Source organism: Tissierella simiarum, from assembly GCF_018917865.1.
GTDB classification, from domain to species: Bacteria; Bacillota; Clostridia; order Tissierellales; family Tissierellaceae; genus Tissierella_C; species Tissierella_C simiarum.
In genome coordinates this window covers 216597-237651 of the sequence record NZ_JAHLPM010000002.1, presented here as the reverse complement: position 1 = coordinate 237651, position 21055 = coordinate 216597, and the positions used below count along the sequence as shown (strand labels likewise).

18 protein-coding genes are annotated in these 21055 nt (G+C 31.8%); 17 read left to right on the top strand and 1 reads right to left on the bottom strand.

The genetic code is table 11. The features are described 5' to 3' along the window. The first annotated feature begins 2 nt into the window (after positions 1-2). The 9 genes from KQI42_RS03315 to spoIIR all read left to right on the top strand — a co-directional run bounded on the left by KQI42_RS03315 (position 3) and on the right by spoIIR (position 9445). Entirely contained in the window at positions 3-1367 is a 1365-nt protein-coding gene (locus KQI42_RS03315) for an N-acetylmuramoyl-L-alanine amidase (protein WP_216516724.1), read from the top strand. A 157-nt stretch (positions 1368-1524) separates the two neighbouring features. Then, on the top strand, positions 1525-1794 hold the full coding sequence (locus KQI42_RS03310; RefSeq protein ID WP_216516722.1) for a Veg family protein: 270 nt from the start codon (positions 1525-1527) through the stop codon (positions 1792-1794). A 428-nt stretch (positions 1795-2222) separates the two neighbouring features. Continuing rightward, positions 2223-3770, top strand: coding sequence for a DUF3794 and LysM peptidoglycan-binding domain-containing protein (locus KQI42_RS03305; RefSeq protein ID WP_216516719.1), 1548 nt, complete (start codon positions 2223-2225; stop codon positions 3768-3770). A 73-nt stretch (positions 3771-3843) separates the two neighbouring features. Beyond that, positions 3844-4692 (top strand): 4-(cytidine 5'-diphospho)-2-C-methyl-D-erythritol kinase, encoded by an 849-nt coding sequence (gene ispE / locus KQI42_RS03300; RefSeq protein ID WP_216516717.1) that lies wholly within the window; start codon positions 3844-3846, stop codon positions 4690-4692. 62 nt (positions 4693-4754) lie between these two features. After that, positions 4755-4964, top strand: a complete 210-nt coding sequence (locus tag KQI42_RS03295; RefSeq protein WP_216516715.1) for a CLC_0170 family protein — start codon at positions 4755-4757, stop codon at positions 4962-4964. Positions 4965-4974: 10 nt separating this feature from the next. Next, positions 4975-6471 (top strand): spore germination protein, encoded by a 1497-nt coding sequence (locus tag KQI42_RS03290; protein ID WP_216516713.1) that lies wholly within the window; start codon positions 4975-4977, stop codon positions 6469-6471. A gap of 4 nt (positions 6472-6475) precedes the next feature. Next, complete coding sequence (locus KQI42_RS03285; protein ID WP_216516711.1) at positions 6476-7570, top strand: GerAB/ArcD/ProY family transporter; 1095 nt, start codon at positions 6476-6478, stop codon at positions 7568-7570. Continuing rightward, positions 7567-8691, top strand: coding sequence for a Ger(x)C family spore germination protein (locus KQI42_RS03280; RefSeq protein ID WP_216516709.1), 1125 nt, complete (start codon positions 7567-7569; stop codon positions 8689-8691). The genes KQI42_RS03285 and KQI42_RS03280 overlap by 4 nt, the downstream gene beginning before the upstream one ends. A gap of 94 nt (positions 8692-8785) precedes the next feature. Continuing rightward, the gene (gene spoIIR, locus KQI42_RS03275) at positions 8786-9445 is read left to right on the top strand and encodes a stage II sporulation protein R (RefSeq protein WP_216516707.1); all 660 of its coding nucleotides are present in this window, start codon (positions 8786-8788) and stop codon (positions 9443-9445) included. A gap of 85 nt (positions 9446-9530) precedes the next feature. Here the strand turns inward: spoIIR and KQI42_RS03270 are convergent, their stop codons facing one another. Next, the gene (locus tag KQI42_RS03270; protein ID WP_216516705.1) at positions 9531-10901 is read right to left on the bottom strand and encodes an alanine/glycine:cation symporter family protein; all 1371 of its coding nucleotides are present in this window, start codon (positions 10899-10901) and stop codon (positions 9531-9533) included. Positions 10902-11237: 336 nt separating this feature from the next. On the opposite strand from KQI42_RS03270, the gene sleB reads away from it, so the two are divergent. The 8 genes from sleB to kamC all read left to right on the top strand — a co-directional run bounded on the left by sleB (position 11238) and on the right by kamC (position 21046). Further along, the gene (gene sleB / locus KQI42_RS03265) at positions 11238-11945 is read left to right on the top strand and encodes a spore cortex-lytic enzyme (protein WP_246566028.1); all 708 of its coding nucleotides are present in this window, start codon (positions 11238-11240) and stop codon (positions 11943-11945) included. Between the two features lie 11 nt (positions 11946-11956). After that, a complete protein-coding gene (ypeB, locus tag KQI42_RS03260) occupies positions 11957-13321 on the top strand; it encodes a germination protein YpeB (protein ID WP_216516701.1) in 1365 nt (454 codons plus the stop codon). A gap of 132 nt (positions 13322-13453) precedes the next feature. Then, positions 13454-14260, top strand: a complete 807-nt coding sequence (murI, locus tag KQI42_RS03255; protein ID WP_216516699.1) for a glutamate racemase — start codon at positions 13454-13456, stop codon at positions 14258-14260. Between the two features lie 69 nt (positions 14261-14329). Then, positions 14330-15724 carry a sigma-54 interaction domain-containing protein gene (locus tag KQI42_RS03250; RefSeq protein WP_216516697.1) on the top strand — a complete coding sequence of 465 codons (1395 nt, stop codon included), beginning with the start codon at positions 14330-14332 and terminating at the stop codon, positions 15722-15724. 226 nt (positions 15725-15950) lie between these two features. Next, entirely contained in the window at positions 15951-16988 is a 1038-nt protein-coding gene (gene kdd, locus KQI42_RS03245; protein WP_216516695.1) for an L-erythro-3,5-diaminohexanoate dehydrogenase, read from the top strand. 106 nt (positions 16989-17094) lie between these two features. Beyond that, positions 17095-18363, top strand: a complete 1269-nt coding sequence (kamA, locus tag KQI42_RS03240; protein ID WP_216516693.1) for a lysine 2,3-aminomutase — start codon at positions 17095-17097, stop codon at positions 18361-18363. 21 nt (positions 18364-18384) lie between these two features. Further along, a complete protein-coding gene (kamB, locus tag KQI42_RS03235; protein WP_343231636.1) occupies positions 18385-19419 on the top strand; it encodes a lysine 5,6-aminomutase reactivase subunit KamB in 1035 nt (344 codons plus the stop codon). Position 19420: 1 nt separating this feature from the next. Then, a complete protein-coding gene (gene kamC / locus KQI42_RS03230) occupies positions 19421-21046 on the top strand; it encodes a lysine 5,6-aminomutase reactivase ATPase KamC (protein ID WP_216516691.1) in 1626 nt (541 codons plus the stop codon). Positions 21047-21055: the final 9 nt, after the last annotated feature.

Here is a 21055-nt window from a genome sequence, read left to right as displayed (position 1 = left end):
CCATGGAAAACTATTTTCATATTAAATATTATGATCAAGAAGCAAAGCAAATATATCAAATGCCCCTAGAGGAAATGGTCAAGGCTCTTTTGCCTTCTCAAATAGATATTGATTTTCATATAGAGGCCCTTAAAACTCAGGCTGTAATAATAAGGACAAATTTGTTAAAAAATTATTTGAACCATAAAGATAATGATATAGATTTAAAAGATTGTGTGAAAGACTTATATGAGGGTAATGATGAATATATTGATAAAATAAATAGGGCAATAGAGGAAACAAAAGGCATTGTAATTGTATATGAAGATAAGCCTATATTCGCAGAATATCATGATACCTGTGGAGGGAGTACAGAAAATTCAGAGAATGTATTAGATAACAATATAGTATATTTACGGCGAGTACTTTGTGGGCATTGTACAGAATCTCCTTTTTGGAGGGATGAAAAGATCTATTCTACAGAAGAAATAGAAGAATTATTAAATGTGAAATTTCCGAAAAACATTATAGGGGATGACCCTAAAATAACAGGATATATAGAAAATATTGAAAAGGATGGTCAAGAGCGAATAATTTCATTAGATATATCAGGAAAGAATATGAGTGGAAAAGAATTAATGGAAAAGCTTAATTTGAATTCTACCCGTTTTGATATAACGCCTACTTCTATAAAATTTATAACTAGGGGTAAAGGTCATGGATTAGGGCTTTGTCAGCGTGGAGCCGAAGAGATGGCTCAAAAGGGTTATAAGTTTAAAGAAATTTTAAAGTATTATTATACTGGAGTTGAAGTCTTAGAATATAAGCTGCCTAGTATAAATAAACCGTTATTAGGCATAATAATAGTAATAGATCCAGGGCATGGAGGTAAGGACATTGGATATGTAGGAAAAGAAGGGCTTATGGAAAAAGATATTGTATATACAATATCTGTAGCTTTAAAGGAAAGATTAGAAGGGTTGGGGGCTTTAGTCCATTTAACCAGAGGAGAAGATGAAAACATATTAATTACAAAGAGAGCTGAAATTACTAATGAAATAAGACCTAATTTTTTTATTAGCCTTCACATGGATTACTATCCAAATTCTACTATGAAAGGGTGCGAACTATATTATTTCAGAAAGGATGAGGAGAGTAAGAAACTAGGGAAAAATATATTGGAGGCACTAGAAGAAAAGGGAATTCCTACTAGAGGAGTAAAAGAAGGAAATTTTTATATTTTTAGAGGTATAAATGTAAGCTCTTTGCTGATGGAAATAGGTTATTTGTCGAATATAGAAGAAGAAAAAAGATTTAAAGATGAAAAATATATATCAGAGTTGGTTGAAGGAATATGCAAGGGAATCCTGCAATATTTTGAATATTAGTTTTATAGCTTTTGTAATTGACAAGGGAACCATTTCATAGTATAATAATTGTTTTATTTGACATAACGGACAACTCGTGGTATAATCATATCATGAGTGTCCCTTAACACTCCTTCTGCCCCCTTGATAGGGGAGAACTCTATGGAAGGTGGTTACTTTGTTGGAGAGAAATAGCTTAACCAAGATTCGTAAGGATGTGGAAGGCTGTATAGGTAAGAAAGTAATACTAAAGGCAAATAAGGGGAGAAAAAAGACAACAGTTAGGGAAGGAATACTAGAAAGCGCATATCCGAGCTTATTCGTTGTTAGAATATGTAATCAATATGACAGCACTAGAAGAGTATCTTATACTTACTCAGATATTTTGACAGAAACAGTTGAAGTTACAATTTGTGATGAAGCTCAACGAAAAATAAAGATAAGCTAAAAAATGACTGTACATTTTTAGTGCTTGACACTAAAGAAGTACAGTCATTTTGTTTCTTAAAGACAAAAAAAGACCGACATTAATTTGTCGGTTTAAATAGGGAATGAGCATAACTTAAGTTAGCTCATACGGGGAAGAAAGACCACTTGGAAGTCTTCTTAGGTTAATTATATAGTATGAAAGATAAAATTGAAATAGGACTAATGGATTACTTGATATCCTTCATTAGTCTGGTTTTTCTAAGTAAATTATATAAACTCTATGGACTCTAAGGAATAATAAAATATTTCTATTTATCAGTCATATGGAGCAAATAATTCAAAATACATAAATCAGGGGAAAGTCTCTAATTTTTTATGCATTTTTTTGGACATTAACACATATATTTCTTCATAGAATATATAAAGTTAATAAATAGGGGGGATATCATGGCAATGGAATTAGTTAAGGATGTCCTTAAAGTAGAAGAATTAAAAGGATACCAAGAGACTCAAACCTTGATTGAAACGGAAATATATTTAAATCAATTGAAACCTGACATAGAAAAACTACTTTGGACTGATGGAAAGGTAGAAATACTAAACACTAAGATAATAAGGGATAAAATTATAACTAATGGAATAGTAAGATTTAAATCGGTTTACAAGAGTAAAGAAGAAGAAGTAAATATTTATACTCTAGAAACCACCGCTGATTTTAGACAAGAAATAGAGATAGAAGGTATAACAGAGGAAATGGCAGCAGAAGTAAAGGCAAACCTAGAATATATAGATGAAGAAATAAAAGATGAAAGAAAAGTTTCTTTAAAGGCTGTAGTAAATCTAATAGGTAAGGTAGAACAAACTAACACTATAGAAATAATTAAAGAGATAAAAGAAGGATTAAATCTTCAAGTATTAAGAGAAAAGATAAAGTATAAGGATGTTTATGGAAAAGAAGATTCTTATGCCCTTGTGAAAGAAGCTTTTGAAGTAGAAGAGTATATGCCGCCGATAGAAGATATTCTAAAGGTTTCTATTCATGCTTATGAAAAAGAATCAACTTTAGTAGAAGATAGAATAATAGTATCTGGTGTAGTTGAGGCTTCTATTATTTATTATGGAGAAAATAGGCTTAACTCTGTAAAGAAAGAATTGCCATTCAATCATTTCTTAGATATGCCAGGAGCCCTTAGAGAATCTGAATGCCAAGTAGATATGGAAGTAGTAGATGGAGAATATGAAATAAGGGAAAACATGAATGGAGATTATAAAGTCTTAGATTTAGAATCAAAGATTAGAATTACAGGAAAGGTTTATGAAGAGAAAGAAAAAGAAGTTATAGTAGATGCTTATTCTACAAAAAAGAAAATAAACCTTGAAAAAGAAGAAATAAAGGTTATAGAAAACATTAAGGATATAACTCATAGAGAAAAAGTAGAGAAAGATTTAAATGGTAAAGCTATAAAAGAAGTATATGGAATAGATGGAACCCCGATAATATTAGATAGTAGATACTTAGAAGAAAAAATCGTAGTAGAAGGAATTCTTTCGTTAAATCTATTTTATCTAGAGGAAGGAACAGAAGAAATATCTACTTTAAAAGAAGAAGTTCCATTTAAATCCTATATTTCAACAGAGGAACTGAAACAGAATATAGCAATAAATGTAGAAGCCAGTCTTGAAACTTTAGACTATTCATTAAAGAATGATAATTTATCTATAGATGCAAGCATCAAGAATCGTGTACTAGTAAATAGAGAAAAGAAGACAAATATTATAAACAAAATAGAGGAAACTGACGAAATAATAGATAAGAAGAATAGACCCAGTATAACGGTATATATAGTACAAAAAGGTGATGTTCTCTGGGATATAGCAAAGAGATATAATACTACAGTAGAAGAAATTGTTTTATCTAACAATATAAATAATCCATCTATCTTAATGCCTGGAGAAAAAATAATCATTGAAAAGAATGTAGACTTTGCATTCTAAAGTCTTCTGTCTTTTAATTACTAGTTAATTATGGTATAATGTATCCGTTAAATTGACAGAAGGAGAAATAAAAATGGATGAAATAATAATAGAGTCCTATGGGAAAATAAATCTATCCTTAGATGTATTATATAAAAGAAATGACGGATACCATGAATTAAATACCTTAATGCAGCAAGTTGATTTAAAAGATACATTAACATTAAAAGAGATCAAAGAAGGAATAATTATAGAGTGTAATAATAGTGATGTACCTCTAGGATCTGCTAATTTAGTTTATAAGGCCTGGGAGAAAATTAAAGAGAGAACGGGTGTAAATAAAGGGATACATATAAAAATAGATAAACAAATTCCTTTGGCATCAGGCTTAGCTGGCGGTAGTACAAATGGTGCAGCTGTTCTTAAAGGTTTAAGTGAGTTATGGCAGTTAAACTTAGAGGAAGAAGAGTTAAGGGGTATAGGAGTAGAAATAGGTGCCGATGTACCATTTTGTATAATGGGAGGCACTGCTTATGCTCAAGGCATTGGAGAAAAACTAAAGAAGCTTAAACCATTTTCTAATAAACTGGTGTTATTAGCTAATCCTGGAATAGAGGTATCAACGGCTTATGTATATAAAAATCTTGTGTTAAATAAAGATAAAAGGGTGGATATTGATAGGCTTATTAGGTATTTAGAAGAAGGAAATCTTAAGGGTTTAGCGGAGAATATGGTAAATGTTATGGAAGAAGTAGTAATAAAAGATCATCCAATAATTTCAGAAATAAAAAAAGACATGATGAAATATGGTGCTTTAGGAGCATTAATGAGCGGCAGTGGACCAACAGTATTCGGAATATTCGATGATGAAGAAAAAATGATATATTGTAGGAATAAGTTATCCAGTAAAATAAAAAAGATATATATGTGTAAGACAATATAAATAAGGAATAATATTCCCACTTCCTGTTAACTATATTAATGAAAGTTACAGGAGGTGGGATTTTGTTTTATAAAATAATAGGAATTATGAAGGGCATATTTGATAATATAGCTATTTTAATGATATTCTTTGTAGCGTTATTTACCCTATTAGTAGATGGAAGAAAATTTAAAAGGTTGGGTTATGTAAAGGAATTTAATTTAGCGAGAATAATATCCTACTCCTACATTATAATAGGTGCATCTGTTTATATATTACTAAAATTTGTGTAGGAGGATATTTATGCAAACAATATTGCTAAAGGATTTAGAAAAAAATATTACTACATTAAAAACCTTGCTAAAAGATTGTGATGATATAGTTTATAGAAATATAGAGATTGGTGACGTCTATAGGGTAAAACTATGCTTTGTGTTTGTAGATGGATTAATAGACAAAACATTTATTAGTGAATATGCAATACAATCTTTAATATCTGAAGAAGAAATAAAGAATTTTACTCTTCAAGGATTTAAAACCTCCTTAATCGATATTATAGCCAAAGAATCTCTGGCTACAGCAGAGATTAAAGAAGAATTTCATATGGAAAAAATAATCAATTTTCTTCTTTCAGGGGATACTATTCTTTTAATAGATGGAGTAGACAAAGGAATTATAATTGGATCTAGAGGTTGGCCTGGAAGAGGAATTGGAGAGCCTACTACAGAAACTGTAGTTAGAGGACCAAGAGATGGATTTACAGAAACTTTAAAGTTTAATACTACTTTAGTACGAAGAAGAATAAAAGATACGAGATTGAAACTGAAGATTAGACAAATAGGTAAAAGATCAAAGACTGATGTGGCCATAATGTATATAGAGGATATAGTAGATAAAAACCTGCTGCAAGAAGTAAATTCGAGAATAGATGAGATAGATATTGATGCTATAATGGATAGTTCAATATTAGAAAATTTAATAGAAGATAATTATCTATCTCCTTTTCCTCAAATAGAAAATACTGAAAGACCAGATGCTGTGGCAGCTTCTCTTTATGAAGGAAGGGTTGCTATATTAGTAGACAATTCTCCCTTTGCACTAATTGTACCTGCTACTATAGGAACTCTTATGCAATCATCTGAAGATTATTATTCCAGGTGGACAGAATCAACTGTTATAAGAATATTGCGACTGCTGGCACTGGGGCTATCCTTATTGGCACCAGCTTTATATGTTGCAATAACTGCTTTTCATCCTGGGCTTCTTCCGACAAAATTAGCTTATTATTTAGCTGCCAGTAGGATAAATGTTCCTTTTCCTGCAGTAGTGGAAGCATTCTTAATGGAAATTACAATAGAGCTTATTAGAGAATCGGGAACGAGGATTTCTGGCCCTGTAGGCACCACTATAGGTATAGTAGGTGGATTAATAATAGGGCAGGCAGCAGTAGAAGCAGGAATAGTCAGCCCTCTTATGATAATCATAGTGGCTGCAACGAGTATTTCTGCATTTGCTATACCTAGCTATGAACTTTCTGCAGGATTTAGAATATGCAGGTTTATATTTATTGTTTTAGCTGCTATCTTTGGCTTATATGGCATAATGCTAGGCGTTATTATCCTTGGAACTCATCTTATTAAGCTAGACAGCTTTGGAATACCTTATACTTCACCTTATGCAGGCTTAGGGATAAAAGAAGGAGAATTAAAGGATACTTTAATTAAGGCACCAGTGCAAGAATTTGAATTTAGACCAGTTTTTACTCACCCAAGAAATAAAAGAAGAATGAGAAGAAGGTGATAAGATGGATAGAAAACATAAAGTATCGAACCAACAAATAAAAGGATTAGTTGTATCCATGATGGTAGGAATAGGAATTCTTTCTCTCCCTAGCGTTATTGCAAACATTATGGCGAATGACGGATGGATTGGTATATTGTTAGGAGGAATATTAAATATTCCTTTTATTATTATTATAAATAAAATATTTCAGCTATATCCAGATAAAGATTTTTTTGAGATAGGTAGAGATGTCTTATCACCAGTAATATTTAATATATTTCTCGTTGGATTTTTAATGTATGTAATATTATTAGCATCCTATGTGACTAGAAATCTTGTTGAGGTAATGAGAATATTTCTATTGGATACTACTCCTTCAGAAATAATTGCAATTACATTTATATTGGCTACGTCTTATATAGCTAGATCGGAAATAGATATAATTGGGAGAGCAGGTTATCATATTTATCCTATAATAATAGGATTTGCAATATTTATTATAATAGTATCTATACCAAATGCAGATTTTACTAACTTACTTCCAGTATTTCAAAGTAATATAAGATTAGTTCCAAAGGGAATAAGGGTTAGCTTTTTCAGTTATATAGGCTTTGAAATACTACTTTTAACTATACCCTATGCTGAAAAAAAAGAAAAAACATTAAAATATAGTCTTATGGCATTAGCCATTGTAACTTTAATATATATATTAATCTTTGTAATGGCTTTATCTCAGTATGGAATCCATCAATTGCAAAGACAAAACTGGCCTACTCTTGCTTTGATAAAAGAAATTGACTTACCCGGATATTTTATTGAAAATTTAGACGGAGTTGTTATGGCTTTCTGGGTACTGGTCATCTTTGGAACCATGGGTCCAGCTTACTACTCGGCAGGTAAAATTCTTTCTGAATTATTTAACACTAAAACTCATGAATTATTTATCATACCTTTATTGCCTATAATATATATAGTATCTTTAATTCCTCAAAACTTAGTCCAAATAAATGATCAAATGGTATCGATAGTTAACTATTTTGCTTTTTTTTCTATAATGATAATGTCTACCCTTATCTATATTGTAGGATATATTAAAAAAAGGAGGGAGAATGAATGAAAAAGAAGACCCTTCTTTTGATAATGGTAACTTCAATTATATTTCTAACTGGTTGCTGGGATATGGTTGAAATAAATCAAAGGATATTTCCATATTCAATTGGTGTAGATATTAATGAAGGGGGAGATGAAGGGAAATATCTAGTGACTATTTCTTACCCAAATGTAAATGCTATAGGTAAAAATCCCTCCCAGGAAGAACAAGTATATATAATATCCACTACTGCAACAAGTATATTTGAAGGAAGCCGACATTTAGCGACTAGGGTTCAATACCCCTTTTATTTTAAACACTTAAGAGTGCTGGTATTAGGAGAAGAGTTAGCTAAAGATGAGGTTTTAGTGCGGCAAGTTATGGATGGTTTAAATAGGGATTTTGCAATAAATAAAAAAGTCCAAGTTGCAGTGGCAGAAGGAAAGGCTAAGGATTTAATAGAAACTAAAACTGAAAGACAAGAGGTAATAGAAGGAACTATATTTTCTTTACTTATAAACGATAAGGCGTCAGCTAGATTTACATCTCAAACTTTAACAGATTTTATTAAAAGTACTGATGCTAATGGGGTGGCCTTAGTACCTAAAGCTATTAGTAAGAAAGATGAAATCAAGATTTCTGGAGGAGCTCTATTTAAAAAATATAAATTTATAGGTTATATTGGAGAGTTAGAAAATAGAGCAATATCTATGGTAAAAGAGAAGGTTAATAGAGAGCTAGTAGAAACGGAGCATAATGGAGTGACACTCTCTTATTCAATAACAGACTTAAAATCTAATAAAAAATTAATAACAACTGAAGAAGGGATGAAGATAAGAATATCCATAGAAACAGAAGGTGCTCTTCAAGAATATATATTAGAAGATAGACCTACAATTAATAATGATGAAATTTTAAATAGTATGGAAAGAGCTGTTGAAAAGCAGTTAAAAAAGGAGTTGGAAAAAACTATTGAAGTTCTTCAACAAAAATATAATGCAGATGCTTTAGGAATTGCAGAATATCTAAGTAAATTTCATCCTAGAGTGTGGAGGGAAGTAGAAAAGGATTGGGATACAATTTTTCCTGATATAGATTTTGAAGTATCTGTTGATGTAAAAATGAGACGTAGAGGCCTTGTCCGATAAAGTAATAAATTTAGGTATAAAAAAACCAATATTGGTAAGAATTAATAGTGGAGGAGAAATTATTCTACATAAAAAGGACAAGGGAGGAATGAAAATGAAGCATAAGAAATTGGTATTAATATTATCATCTTTTATATTAGCCTTCCTATATATTATCAATCCATATTTTGAGAAAAAGACTACTAATAGTGAAGGATTTAAAGATGAAATTATAAGGTTTCATATTAGAGCTAATAGTGACAGGGAAGAAGATCAAGCTTTAAAGATTAAAATTAGGGATGAAATACTTGAAGAAATGGGAGCGAAGTTTGAACATAGTAAATCTATAGGAGAAACTAGAGATATTATAACGGATAATTTACATAATATAAAAGACATATCAGAAAAGGTAATAGCTAAGGAAGGAAAAGACTATTCTGTAGACGTATTCTTAGGAAAAGATTATTTTCCAACAAGGAAGTATGGCAATATGACTTTTCCTTCAGGAGAATATGAGACTTTATTAGTAACTATTGGAGAAGGAGCAGGTCAAAATTGGTGGTGTGTAATGTTTCCGCCTCTATGCTTTGTAGATATAACTCATAGTGTATCTTATAATTTGGAAAAGGATTTATCTGAAGTTCTGACAGAGGAGGAAATAGATCTTCTTCTATCCAATAAAGAACCTCCGTTAATATTGAAATCAAAGTTAGCTGAAGTGTATGAAAAGACTAAAACTTATTTTGCAAAACTATCTATGGAAAAGATAAAATAAAAATAGCTTCCTAAATTTTAGGTCACTAACATCTAAAATTAGGAAGCTATTGATTTTGAAATTTTAATGAATTTTATCTAAGAATCTATTTTGTATTTGATCTTGGATAATAATTTGGATTTCTAAAGAATTCATCTTTTAATTCTCTAACTTCCTTCCTCATAACAATAAGACCTATCATATTAGGAATAATTATAGTTGCTAGTAGTATGTCTAGGAAATTATATAAAAATTCAATACCACCATAAGCACCTAGGAAAATAGCAACTAAATAAACAACTCGCATTATTTTGGAAAATCTAATACCAAATAAATATTCAGCTTGTTTTTCACCATAGAATATAATAACGATGATTGTTGAAAGTACAAATAAAAATATACTTAAAGTTACAATACCCCCACCTAAAGTATTTCCCATAAGCTGTTGGAAAGCTCTAGCAGGAATACTTGCAGCTTCAGCTGCTGGAATTGTTTCATATAACCCTGTAGTTAAAACTACTAATGCAGTAACAGTACACACTATTAAAGTATCTACTACGATCTCAAATACTCCCCACATAGCTTGACGAGCTGGATGATCGGTAACTGCTGTGGCGTGGGCAATAGGTGCTGTACCCATTCCAGCTTCGTTTGAATAAACTCCTCTAGCAATTCCCCATCTCATAGCTTGAGCAATAGCAGCCCCAGCGAAACCACCTTTTGCTGCTGCAGGAGTAAAGGCATGTTTAAATATCATTGCAATAACACCAGGTAAGTTTTTAATATTAATTATAATAATAATTATAGCACCAACTACATATAGAGTAGCCATGAAAGGAACTAATTTTTCTGTAACTTGAGTAATTCTTTTAATACCACCATATACAACAATACCAACTAAAACAGCAATTATAACACCAGTGGCCCAACTAGGGATACCAATGGTTCCTGCAGTTTGAACAAGGGATACAGTTTGGGTGGCTACAGAAGGTACGATTTCAAGCATTAAGAAAAATGCAAACAATGTACCGACCCAAGGAGCTTTCAAACCTTTACTTAGATAATACATAGGACCGCCAACATACTCATTAAGTTCATTTTTTTCTCTATATTTAATGCCTAAGACTATTTCACAAAATTTAGAAGCACAGCCAATAAGGGCAGTTATCCACATCCAAAATACTGCACCAGGACCGCCAAAAGCAATAGCAACGGGGACACCAACGATATTAGAAGCACCTATTGTAGAAGCTAAAGCAGCAGTAGCAGCCTGAAAAGGGGAAACGGTTCCTTCACCTTTATGGCTTCTATCAAAGATTTTACCAAAGGTTTGTTTCATTATAAATCCAAAATACCTAAATTGGAAAAAGCCTAAATAAATAGTTAAAAATAAACCTCCACCTACTAAGATAACCAACATAGGAATTCCCCAAAGCCAGTTAGAAAAATTTACAATTGCATTTACTAAGCCTTCCATAAAAATACCTCCTTATGCAGTTTTAAAATATCAGACTTTAAACGTTTGCCTCCTTTCTTATTTTTCAACAAGTATGTTATAAGGATAGTACTAGTAAAAAAGATTCCAAATTTTCAGTATATATTGTTATAAATTAAATATATCACCCATTAAATAAAAATTCAACAATTTTCGAATAATTGAAAATCTATAGAAAAGAGTGATTTTTACAGGATATATTTTAAAAAAGTTCTACTAATGAAGAATATTTAAATAAAAACCTTTTTTATCTCCAAAAATGTATAAAATACGAAGTTTTACAAAAAATAATAAAAATATATGGAAGGAGGAACTAATTTGAAAAGATTTATAGTAATGACTACTGTGTTTATAATGTTGTTTCTATCAATTTTCTTGTTTTATGAATCAAACAATAAAGTAGGAACAGCATCAAAATACAATATGTACTTTGCTCCTAGAACTCTATATTGGGGAGTAGAAGGAGCAGATGTTAAAACTGTTCAAGATAAACTTTTAAGATGGGGATATTATGATGGATATGTAGATGGAATATATGGCGCTAGAACCTATAGGGCTGTAATAAGATTCCAGAATAAAAATGGCTTAAATCCAGATGGAGTAGTAGGACCAAGTACTGCACAAGCTTTAGGTATGGTGACAACAGCTCCAAGTTCAGCTCAAGGTGTAAGTAGGAAAAGTGATGAGTACCTTTTAGCAAGAGCTATTCATGGAGAAGCTAGAGGAGAACCTTATGTAGGTAAGGTAGCAGTAGCAGCAGTAATACTTAATAGGACTAGAAGTCCATCGTTTCCAAACACTATAGCTGGAGTAATTTATCAGCCTTTAGCTTTTACAGCTGTAGCTGATGGGCAAATTAATTTAACCCCTAATAAAGATTCCATAAATGCAGCAAGAGATGCTCTAAATGGTTGGGATCCAACTTATGGATGCCTTTATTATTGGAATCCAGCTACAGCTACTAGTAAATGGATATGGTCTAGAAAAGTAGTCCTTAAAATTGGGAAACACTGGTTTGGATTATAGGAGGTGAAGATATGAACAGAAGATGGTGGATTGCCCCGACTTTACTTGCACTACTATTAGTAGTATCTGGAATTTGGGGATATAATCAATATACAATGAAAAATAGATATGAAGTAGCATTAGAAAATCATTATCAAAGATTATTCTTTGATGTAAAAAAGCATGTGGATAATGTTCAAGTATCATTATCTAAAGCATTGGTATCTGATTCTAAAGAACAAAACGTATTATTGCTTTCTCAAATAATGAATGAAGCATATTTTGCTCAAGATAAACTATCTCAGATGCCTATAACTCATGCAGAAACAGCAAAGACAGAAAAATTCTTAAATCAGGCAGCAGATTATAGCTACCATATAATACAAACACATTTACTAGGAGAAAATGTGACTAAGGAACAAAGAGAAGCTTTAACCAATCTTCAAAAGAATTCAGCTACTTTTAATGGAGAATTAGCAAAGCTTCATGCAAGTATGATGGAATCTAACTTTGCTTTAGGAGAATTAAGTAATAAACAAAGCAGAAGAGTTGAAGAGGGGAATGAAAAAGTATTTCAAACTAGTCTTGTAAGTATGGATAAACAAATGAGCAAATCTCCAGAGTTAATTTATGATGGTCCTTTTTCCGATCAAATGCTTAACAGGAAGCCCTTAGGTTTAGGAGGTAATAATGTATCATTAGAGGAAGCAAAAAGGATAGCAACAGATTTCTTTGGAAAAGATAGGGTAGCAAGACTTGAAGTCTTTGAACAAGGAGAGAATGCATCAGAAGTGAGGATACCTGCATATACTTTCCACCTATATCCTAAGAATCAGCAAAAAGATTTGGCTGTATATATTGGTGTATCCAAAAAAGGTGGCAAAGTAGTTTGGATGGTAAATCCAAGACCTGTTTCAAAGAAAACCTTGTCACCTAAACAAGCAGAAGAAAAGGCTTTGAAATACTTAAAAGAAAAAGGTTTTGAAAGCATGGAAGCTAATTATTCCTTAAAATATGATGGAACAATTTTATTTAACTTTGTAAATAAGGAAAAGGATGTAACTATTTATCCAGATTTAATTAAAGTTAAAGTAGCTTTAGATACTGGTGAAATAGTAGGATTCGATGCTTCAGCTTATTATTTAAATCATCATGAAAGAACTATTGAAAGTCCTCATATAGATGAAACTGCAGCTAGAGAAAAGGTAAATGTAGATTTCAATATAGATTCTGTTAGACTAACAATAATTCCAAAAGGAAAAAATGAGATTCTGTGCTATGAATTTAAAGGAAAACATAATGGTGCAGACTTTATAGTGTATATAAATGCCTTAGATGGGCGAGAGGAACAAGTACTACAGATTATTGAAGATGATAATGGAACCCTTACTTTCTAGTAAAATAGGGAATATAAGTATAATAAATAGTAATTGCAGATTAAGTGTATTTGGTTGTGTAAACTATATTAAAGATTAAGTTGTAAATTCCCCCTAATATTAATAGAATATAATAGAAGGGGGAATTTATTTATGGATAATAGACCAATTGGAGTTTTTGACTCAGGAATTGGTGGATTGACAGTACTAAAAGAGATAATAGAACAATTACCAGGTGAAGATATAATTTATTTTGGAGATACAGCACGAATTCCCTATGGAACAAGATCTAAGGAAACAGTAATAAAATATGTATTTCAATCCTTTAGATTTTTATTAACAAAGAATATAAAAGCTATAGTAATAGCTTGTAATACAGCTAGTGCCTTAGCTATGGAAGAAGCTCAAAAAGTATTTCAAGTTCCAATAATTGGAGTAGTAGAACCAGGAGCTAAAGCTTCAATATCTGCCACTAAGAATAATGTCATAGGAGTAATAGGAACAGAAGGTACAATAAATAGTGGATCTTATCAAAGAAAAATAAGAAAGACATTGCCTTCAGGAGAAATAATAGGGGTATCCTGTCCTCTGTTTGTTCAAATAGTAGAGGAAGGATGGGAAAATTCGGATGTGGCATATTTAACAGCACAAAAATATTTATTGGAATTAAAAGAACATAATATAGATACTTTAATATTAGGGTGTACTCATTATCCAGCCTTACGATATACTATAGGAAAAGTTTTAGGAGATAAGGTTACCTTAATAAACCCAGCCTATGAAACAGCTAAGGCTACTAAGGTTTTATTGAAAGAACAAAATCTCTTATCAGGGAAATCAGATGGCGGAAAATATAATTATTATGTAAGCGATGATCCAGAAAAGTTTAAACGAATTGGTGGAAATATAATTAGAAAAGAGATTTCAGCAGTGCAAAAAATAAATATAGAAAATTTATAGGCACTATTATGTGCCTATTATTAGGCAGCTAATGCCAGAAATCAAGCACCTAAAAAGGAGGGAAATTCAATGAAGGACCTGTTTTTTAGAGAAAATATTTTAGAAATCCTAGACTATATAGAAGAAGGCATCCATATTATAGATAAAAGCGGAAAAATAGTCTACTATAATCTATTTGGTCAAAGTATAGATGGAATAGAACGAGAAAGGGCTATAGGAAGACATTTGTTAGAAATATATCCATCTTTAACAGAGGAAACTAGTACTTTACTTACGGTAATGAAAACTGGAGAATCTATACACAAAAAAGAGCAAACCTTTTTAAACTACAAAGGAGAAAAGATCACTACTATAAACTCATCAATTCCAATAAAAAGTAGAGGAAAGATATTAGGAGCCCTAGAAATATCTAAGGATATTACTCAGGTAAGGCAAATGTCAGAAAAAATAGTAGACCTTCAAAATCGGTTGTATAGTAATAAAAAAGAAAAAAGTTCTTTAAATAAAAATAAAGAATTAGCCCAGTATACTTTCCTAGATATAATAGGAGAAAACAAGGAAATGCTGAGATTAAAGGCTTTAGCTATTAAGGCAGCTGAATCAGATGCATCTGTGTTAATCTATGGAGATACGGGAACGGGTAAGGAATTATTTGTTCACTCTATTCATAATGCCAGCCCAAGAAGGTACAAGCCTTTTATAACTCAAAATTGTGCAGCACTGCCTGCCAACTTACTAGAGGGAATTTTATTTGGAACAGTGAAGGGTGGATTTACAGGAGCTGAAGATAGGTCTGGGTTATTTGAGTTGGCTCATGGAGGAACCTTATTTTTAGATGAAATTAACTCTATGCCTTTAGAACTTCAAGCCAAGCTTCTTAGAGTACTTCAAGATGGAAGTATAAGGAGAGTGGGAGGAACTAATACCATCAATGTAGATGTAAGGATAGTAGCAGCCACAAATATACCTCCAGAAGAGGCTGTAGAAAAGAAGCAGTTGAGAAAAGATTTATACTATAGATTAAATGTGGTAAGTTTTGAAATTCCACCTTTAAGAGAAAGAAAAGACGATATACCATTGCTAACAGATTATTTTATAAAGAAGTTTAATCACAAGCTAGGCAAATCTGTTAAGAAGGTTTCAGAAGACGTACTAGATGTGTTTAGCCGGTACGAATGGGGAGGAAATGTAAGGGAACTAGAGCATCTGTTAGAAGGTATAATGAGTATTTATGATGTAGAAGTTATTGAAGTAGAACATTTACCTCAAAAGCTAAGTAAATATAGTAAAAAATTAAAAAAGAAGGTGGAAACTTCTTTGACAGAGATATTGGAGGAAACAGAAAGAAATATAATTATGGAAGCATTAATAGATACAGGTAACAATATTACTCACACAGCAGAGATGTTAAAAATACCTCGCCAAACTCTACAGTATAAAATATCCAAGTATAATCTAAAATAATTGAAATAACTCCTTTTTAGTGCTAAACACTAAAAAGGAGTTATTTATTTAAATGAGTAGCTACTGCCCAAAATTAGGCGGAAAACCTTATCCTGTGTTATAAAATTAACGAATATTAGGGGTTTTATCTATCTTTCTTCTATAAAAACTATTGGCATAAATTTTGCAATGTTAATATAGTGGCGATTTACCTGATCTATTTTAAAACAAAAGGAGGAATATATTTATGAAAAAAGGATGTCCATACGGTACTCACAGAGTTATTGAACCACAAGGAGTTTTACCACAGCCAGCATTGAAAATCGATAATGACATGGAAATTTACGACAATGAAATACTTATTGATGTGCAAACATTAAACGTGGATTCAGCAAGTTTTACTCAAATAAAAGAACAAGCTAATGGAGATATAGAAGAAATTAAAAACATAATGAAAGGCATAGTGGCTGAAAGAGGAAAACACCAAAATCCAGTGACAGGTTCTGGTGGAATGTTAATAGGAACTATTGAGAAAATCGGACCAGCCTTAGAAGGAAAAACCGACTTAAAAGTTGGAGACAAAATAGCTACATTAGTATCCCTATCCCTAACTCCATTAAGAATTGATGAAATATTAGAAGTAAGAAAAGATGTTGACCAAGTAGATATTAAAGGAAAAGCTATTTTATTTGAAAGTGGAATCTATTCTATAATACCAAGTGATTTACCAGAAAACTTAGCACTATCAGTATTAGACGTAGCTGGAGCACCAGCTCAAACTGCTAAATTAGTTAAACCTGGAGATACTGTAGTAGTAATCGGAGGAACAGGAAAATCAGGAATGCTTTGTTTATATGAAGCTAAGAAAAGAGCAGGAGTTACTGGAAAAGTTATATGTATAGGATCAAGAGATACAACTCTACAAAGAGTTAAAGATGCTAATCTTGCAGATGTATACATTAAAGCTAATGCCACAAATGCAGTAGAAATATTAGAAAAAGTTAAAGAAGCAACTAACGGAGAAATGGCTGATATTGTAATCAATACAGTAAATATTCCAAATACAGAAATGTCAAGTATTTTAATTACTAAAGATAAGGGAATTGTTTATTTCTTTAGTATGGCAACTAGCTTTACAAAAGCTGCTTTAGGAGCAGAAGGAGTAGGAAAAGATGTAACTATGATTGTTGGAAATGGTTACACCAAGGATCATGCTGCAATATCTTTAGAATTAATGAGAGAAAGCGAAACTTTAAGAAAGATATTTCAAGAACTTTATGCTTAATTAATGTAGTCTTCCCATATGTAAAAGACTCCCATGTACTTCAAGCTGGTATAAAGATACTAGCTTGAAGTGATTATTTTGATTAATCCTAAAGGAGGAATATGTAATGAGAAATTATAAAGAAATTGAACTTTGGAAAGATGTTACTGATGAACAGTGGAATGATTGGAAATGGCAAGTAAGAAATAGAATTGTAGATGTAGATAGTTTAAGAAAAGTTATAAACTTAACAGCTGAAGAAGAACAACAAATAGGTGAAGTATTGAAGAAATTTAGGGTAGGTATTACTCCTTATTATGCTTCATTAATGGATCCTAATGATCCAAACTGTCCAGTAAGAATGCAAGCGGTTCCAACTATAATGGAAACTCATGAAAGCGTATCAGATTTAGAAGATCCACTAGATGAAGACGTAGATTCTCCAGTACCAGGATTAACTCACAGATATCCAGATAGAGTACTATTTTTAATAACAGATCAATGCTCTATGTACTGTAGACATTGTACAAGAAGAAGATTTGCTGGACAACATGACATGGGAGTACCAAGAGATAGAATTGATAAATGTATAGAATATATTAGAAATACACCTCAAGTAAGAGACGTATTATTATCAGGTGGAGATTGCTTACTTGTAGAAGACGATGTATTAGAATATATTATTAAAAAGCTTAGAGAAATCCCTCATGTTGAAATCGTAAGACTAGGAAGTCGTACACCAGTTGTATTACCACAAAGAATTACCGATAATTTAGTAAATATGTTAAAGAAATACCATCCAATTTGGTTAAATACTCATTTCAACCATCCAAAGGAAATTACTGAAGAAGCTAAGGCAGCATGTGAAAGATTAGCAAATGCAGGTATTCCACTAGGAAACCAATCAGTACTTTTAAGAGGAATTAATGACTGTCCACATATAATGAAGGATTTAGTTCATGGCTTAGTTAAGATGAGAGTAAGACCTTACTACATTTATCAATGTGATTTATCTATGGGAATTGAACACTTTAGAACAAAAGTATCTAAAGGTATAGAAATAATAGAAGCTTTAAGAGGACATACATCAGGATATGCAGTGCCAACTTTTGTAGTAGATGCTCCAGGAGGAGGAGGAAAGACTCCAGTTATGCCTCAATATTTAATAAGTCAATCACCAACTAAGATAGTTCTAAGAAACTATGAAGGAATTATTACGACTTATACAGAACCTCAAATGGTAGAGGAACCATGTAATTGTCCAGTATGTAAAGGTGAAAGAGAAGCTCATATTACAGGTGTAGCAGGATTACTTCAAGGACCTGAAGTAAAGGCTATGGAACCACAAAATCTAGAAAGAAGAATGAGAGCAGCAGAAAGAAATAAAGACAAATAGCAATAGAGAGGGGGGATTCTAGTGGCGTTAATAGAACTTTTAAATGGAAAATATAAAACAATATCCATAGTAGGTATGTCAAAAAATAGCGGAAAAACTGTAACCTTAAACCATTTAATTGGTGAAGCGTATGACGCAGGAATCCCCATTGGTATTACTTCAACGGGTAGGGATGGGGAGGCTGTAGATGTTGTTACGGAGACGGAAAAACCAAGGATATTTGTGGAAGAAGGTACTTTGGTAGCTACAGCAACAGAGATGTTACCTTTAGGAGATGCCAATGTTGAAATAATAAATGTTACGGAATATAGAACACCTATGGGACCCATTGTTATTGGAAGAATACGGGATAGTGGATATGTCCAAATTGCAGGGCCTCAGACTGTGAAAGAAACTAGAGAAGTGTCTAATCTAATGTTAAATCTAGGAGCTGAGTTTGTGATTATAGATGGTGCCCAAGATAGAAGGTCTTCAGCAGCTCCTTCTGTTTCTGAAGCTACTATTCTATCTACTGGAGCCGTATTGAGCAGAGATATGAATAAGGTTATAGAAGAAACTATTCATATAGTAAATCTTTTTAGTCTTCCATCTATTGAAGATAAGAACCTAAGAGAAATTATAGGAAACCTCATGGAACAAAACCAAATAGCCATAGTAGACAAAGAATTAAACATTACTCCTATAAAGATAAAAACAGCTTTAAATGCAGGGCATATAATAGGAGATCACTTAAAGGATGAGTCCAGATATGTAGTGATCCCTGGTTCCCTTGTTAAAAATACAGTTGAAGATATAATAAGGTCTACTAGAAGATATAAAAATGTAGACTTGGTGGTTACTGATGGAACAAAGATATTTATTGAACCTAAGGATTGGCTTAAATTTATGAGATATGGTATAAATGTAAAAGTACTCCATCCTATAAATTTAATAGGCTTAACTATAAATCCTTATGCTCCTCAAGGTTATTATTTTGAACCAAAGAACTTTTTAGAAAAGATGAAAGGCTATATAAGCACTATACCTGTAATGGATTTAATGTTAGGTGGTGAATAATATGGTATTTATGGATAATGAAACTAAGGAATCCTTAGATTTTCAATATATATTAAATATGATTAGCACCATTACTCCTTACGGAATGATGTATAAAGAAAAAATGAAGCCTTTTGTTCTAGGACAAGAAGAAGCATTGATAGAGGAGCTAAATAAACTGGAATGCTATATACCATATGTGAAAGATAAGGATGTAAGAAGGGCGTTTAATAACATCTTTGGGCATATAAAGGATTTAAGAAATTCTGTAAAAAGAGCTATGGAAGGTTCCATCCTTACAGAAATAGAACTATTTGAAATAAAGAACTTCCTCTTTTTAATTAGGAATTTGAATAAATTGATGAAGGATAATGAGATTCCAACATGGAAGGACATGGAAATAGAACCTATAGAAAAGTTGGAAAGCCTTCTAGATCCTGAATCAACTGGTATTTCCACTTTCTATATATATGATTGTTATTCAGAACAGCTAAAAGCTATTAGAGAAAGTAAGAGAGAAACTGATAAAGAAATAAAATTAGAAAAGAAGACAATAAAAGAAAAAATAAAAGAAGAACTAAAAATAGATCTAAGACCTGACGGAACTGTAGTGATACCAAAGGATAATCAACCTTTATTAGAGAAAATAGAGAATTATCCCCACCTAACCTATGTTTCAGAAACTTATATGAATATAAAGTTCACAATAAAACCTACAGAGAATATTACTCTTTTAGAAAGAAAACTCCTATTATTAAAAGATCAAGAGGAAAGAGAAGAATTAAAGGTGCGGGAAATGCTGTCTAAGGAAATTGGGAAGAGAAGAAAATCCTTATTTAAAAACATGGCTAGTATTGGCAAGATTGACTTGATCTTAGGAAAAGCTAAATATGGATTAGACATTGAAGGAGTAAAACCTAATATAGTAAAGGATCATGTTATTTCTATTGAAGAAGGAAGACACCCTAAGGTAGAAGCCTTTTTGAAAGAAAAGGATTTGAAGTTTACTCCTATATCTATAGAATTAAAAGAAGGTGTAGCTTGTATAACAGGAGCCAATATGGGCGGAAAGACTATAAGTCTGAAATTAGTTGGCTTACTTACAGCTATGGCTCACTATGGTTTATTTATTCCTGCTAAAGGAATGACTCTAGGGTTAAGTGAGTATATTAAATGCTCTATAGGAGATATGCAGTCTACAGATAATGGCTTATCTACTTTTGGTGGAGAAATAAAAATTGTTCAAGAAGCTATTGAAAAGTCGACAGCAAAAGGTCTTGTATTAATAGATGAACTGGCTAGAGGAACCAACCCAGATGAAGGCTATGCTATATCTAAAGCCATTGTTTCTTATTTAAAGGACAAAGAAGCTATAACTTTACTTACTACTCACTATGATAATGTAGCTAATTTAGATAAGGTAGTCCATCTACAAGTAGTAGGTTTATCTAAAGTAGATTTTGCAGACCTAGTAAATAATATGGAACATGAGAATAAAATGGACTTAATTAATAGATATATGGATTATAGACTGAGAGTAGTAAAAAAGGATAGAAACGTTCCAAGAGATGCATTAAATATTGCTAGGATAATGGGACTGGATAAAGAAATACTTGATACAGCAGAAAAAATTTTAAAAGAAAAATAAGGAGGTAGA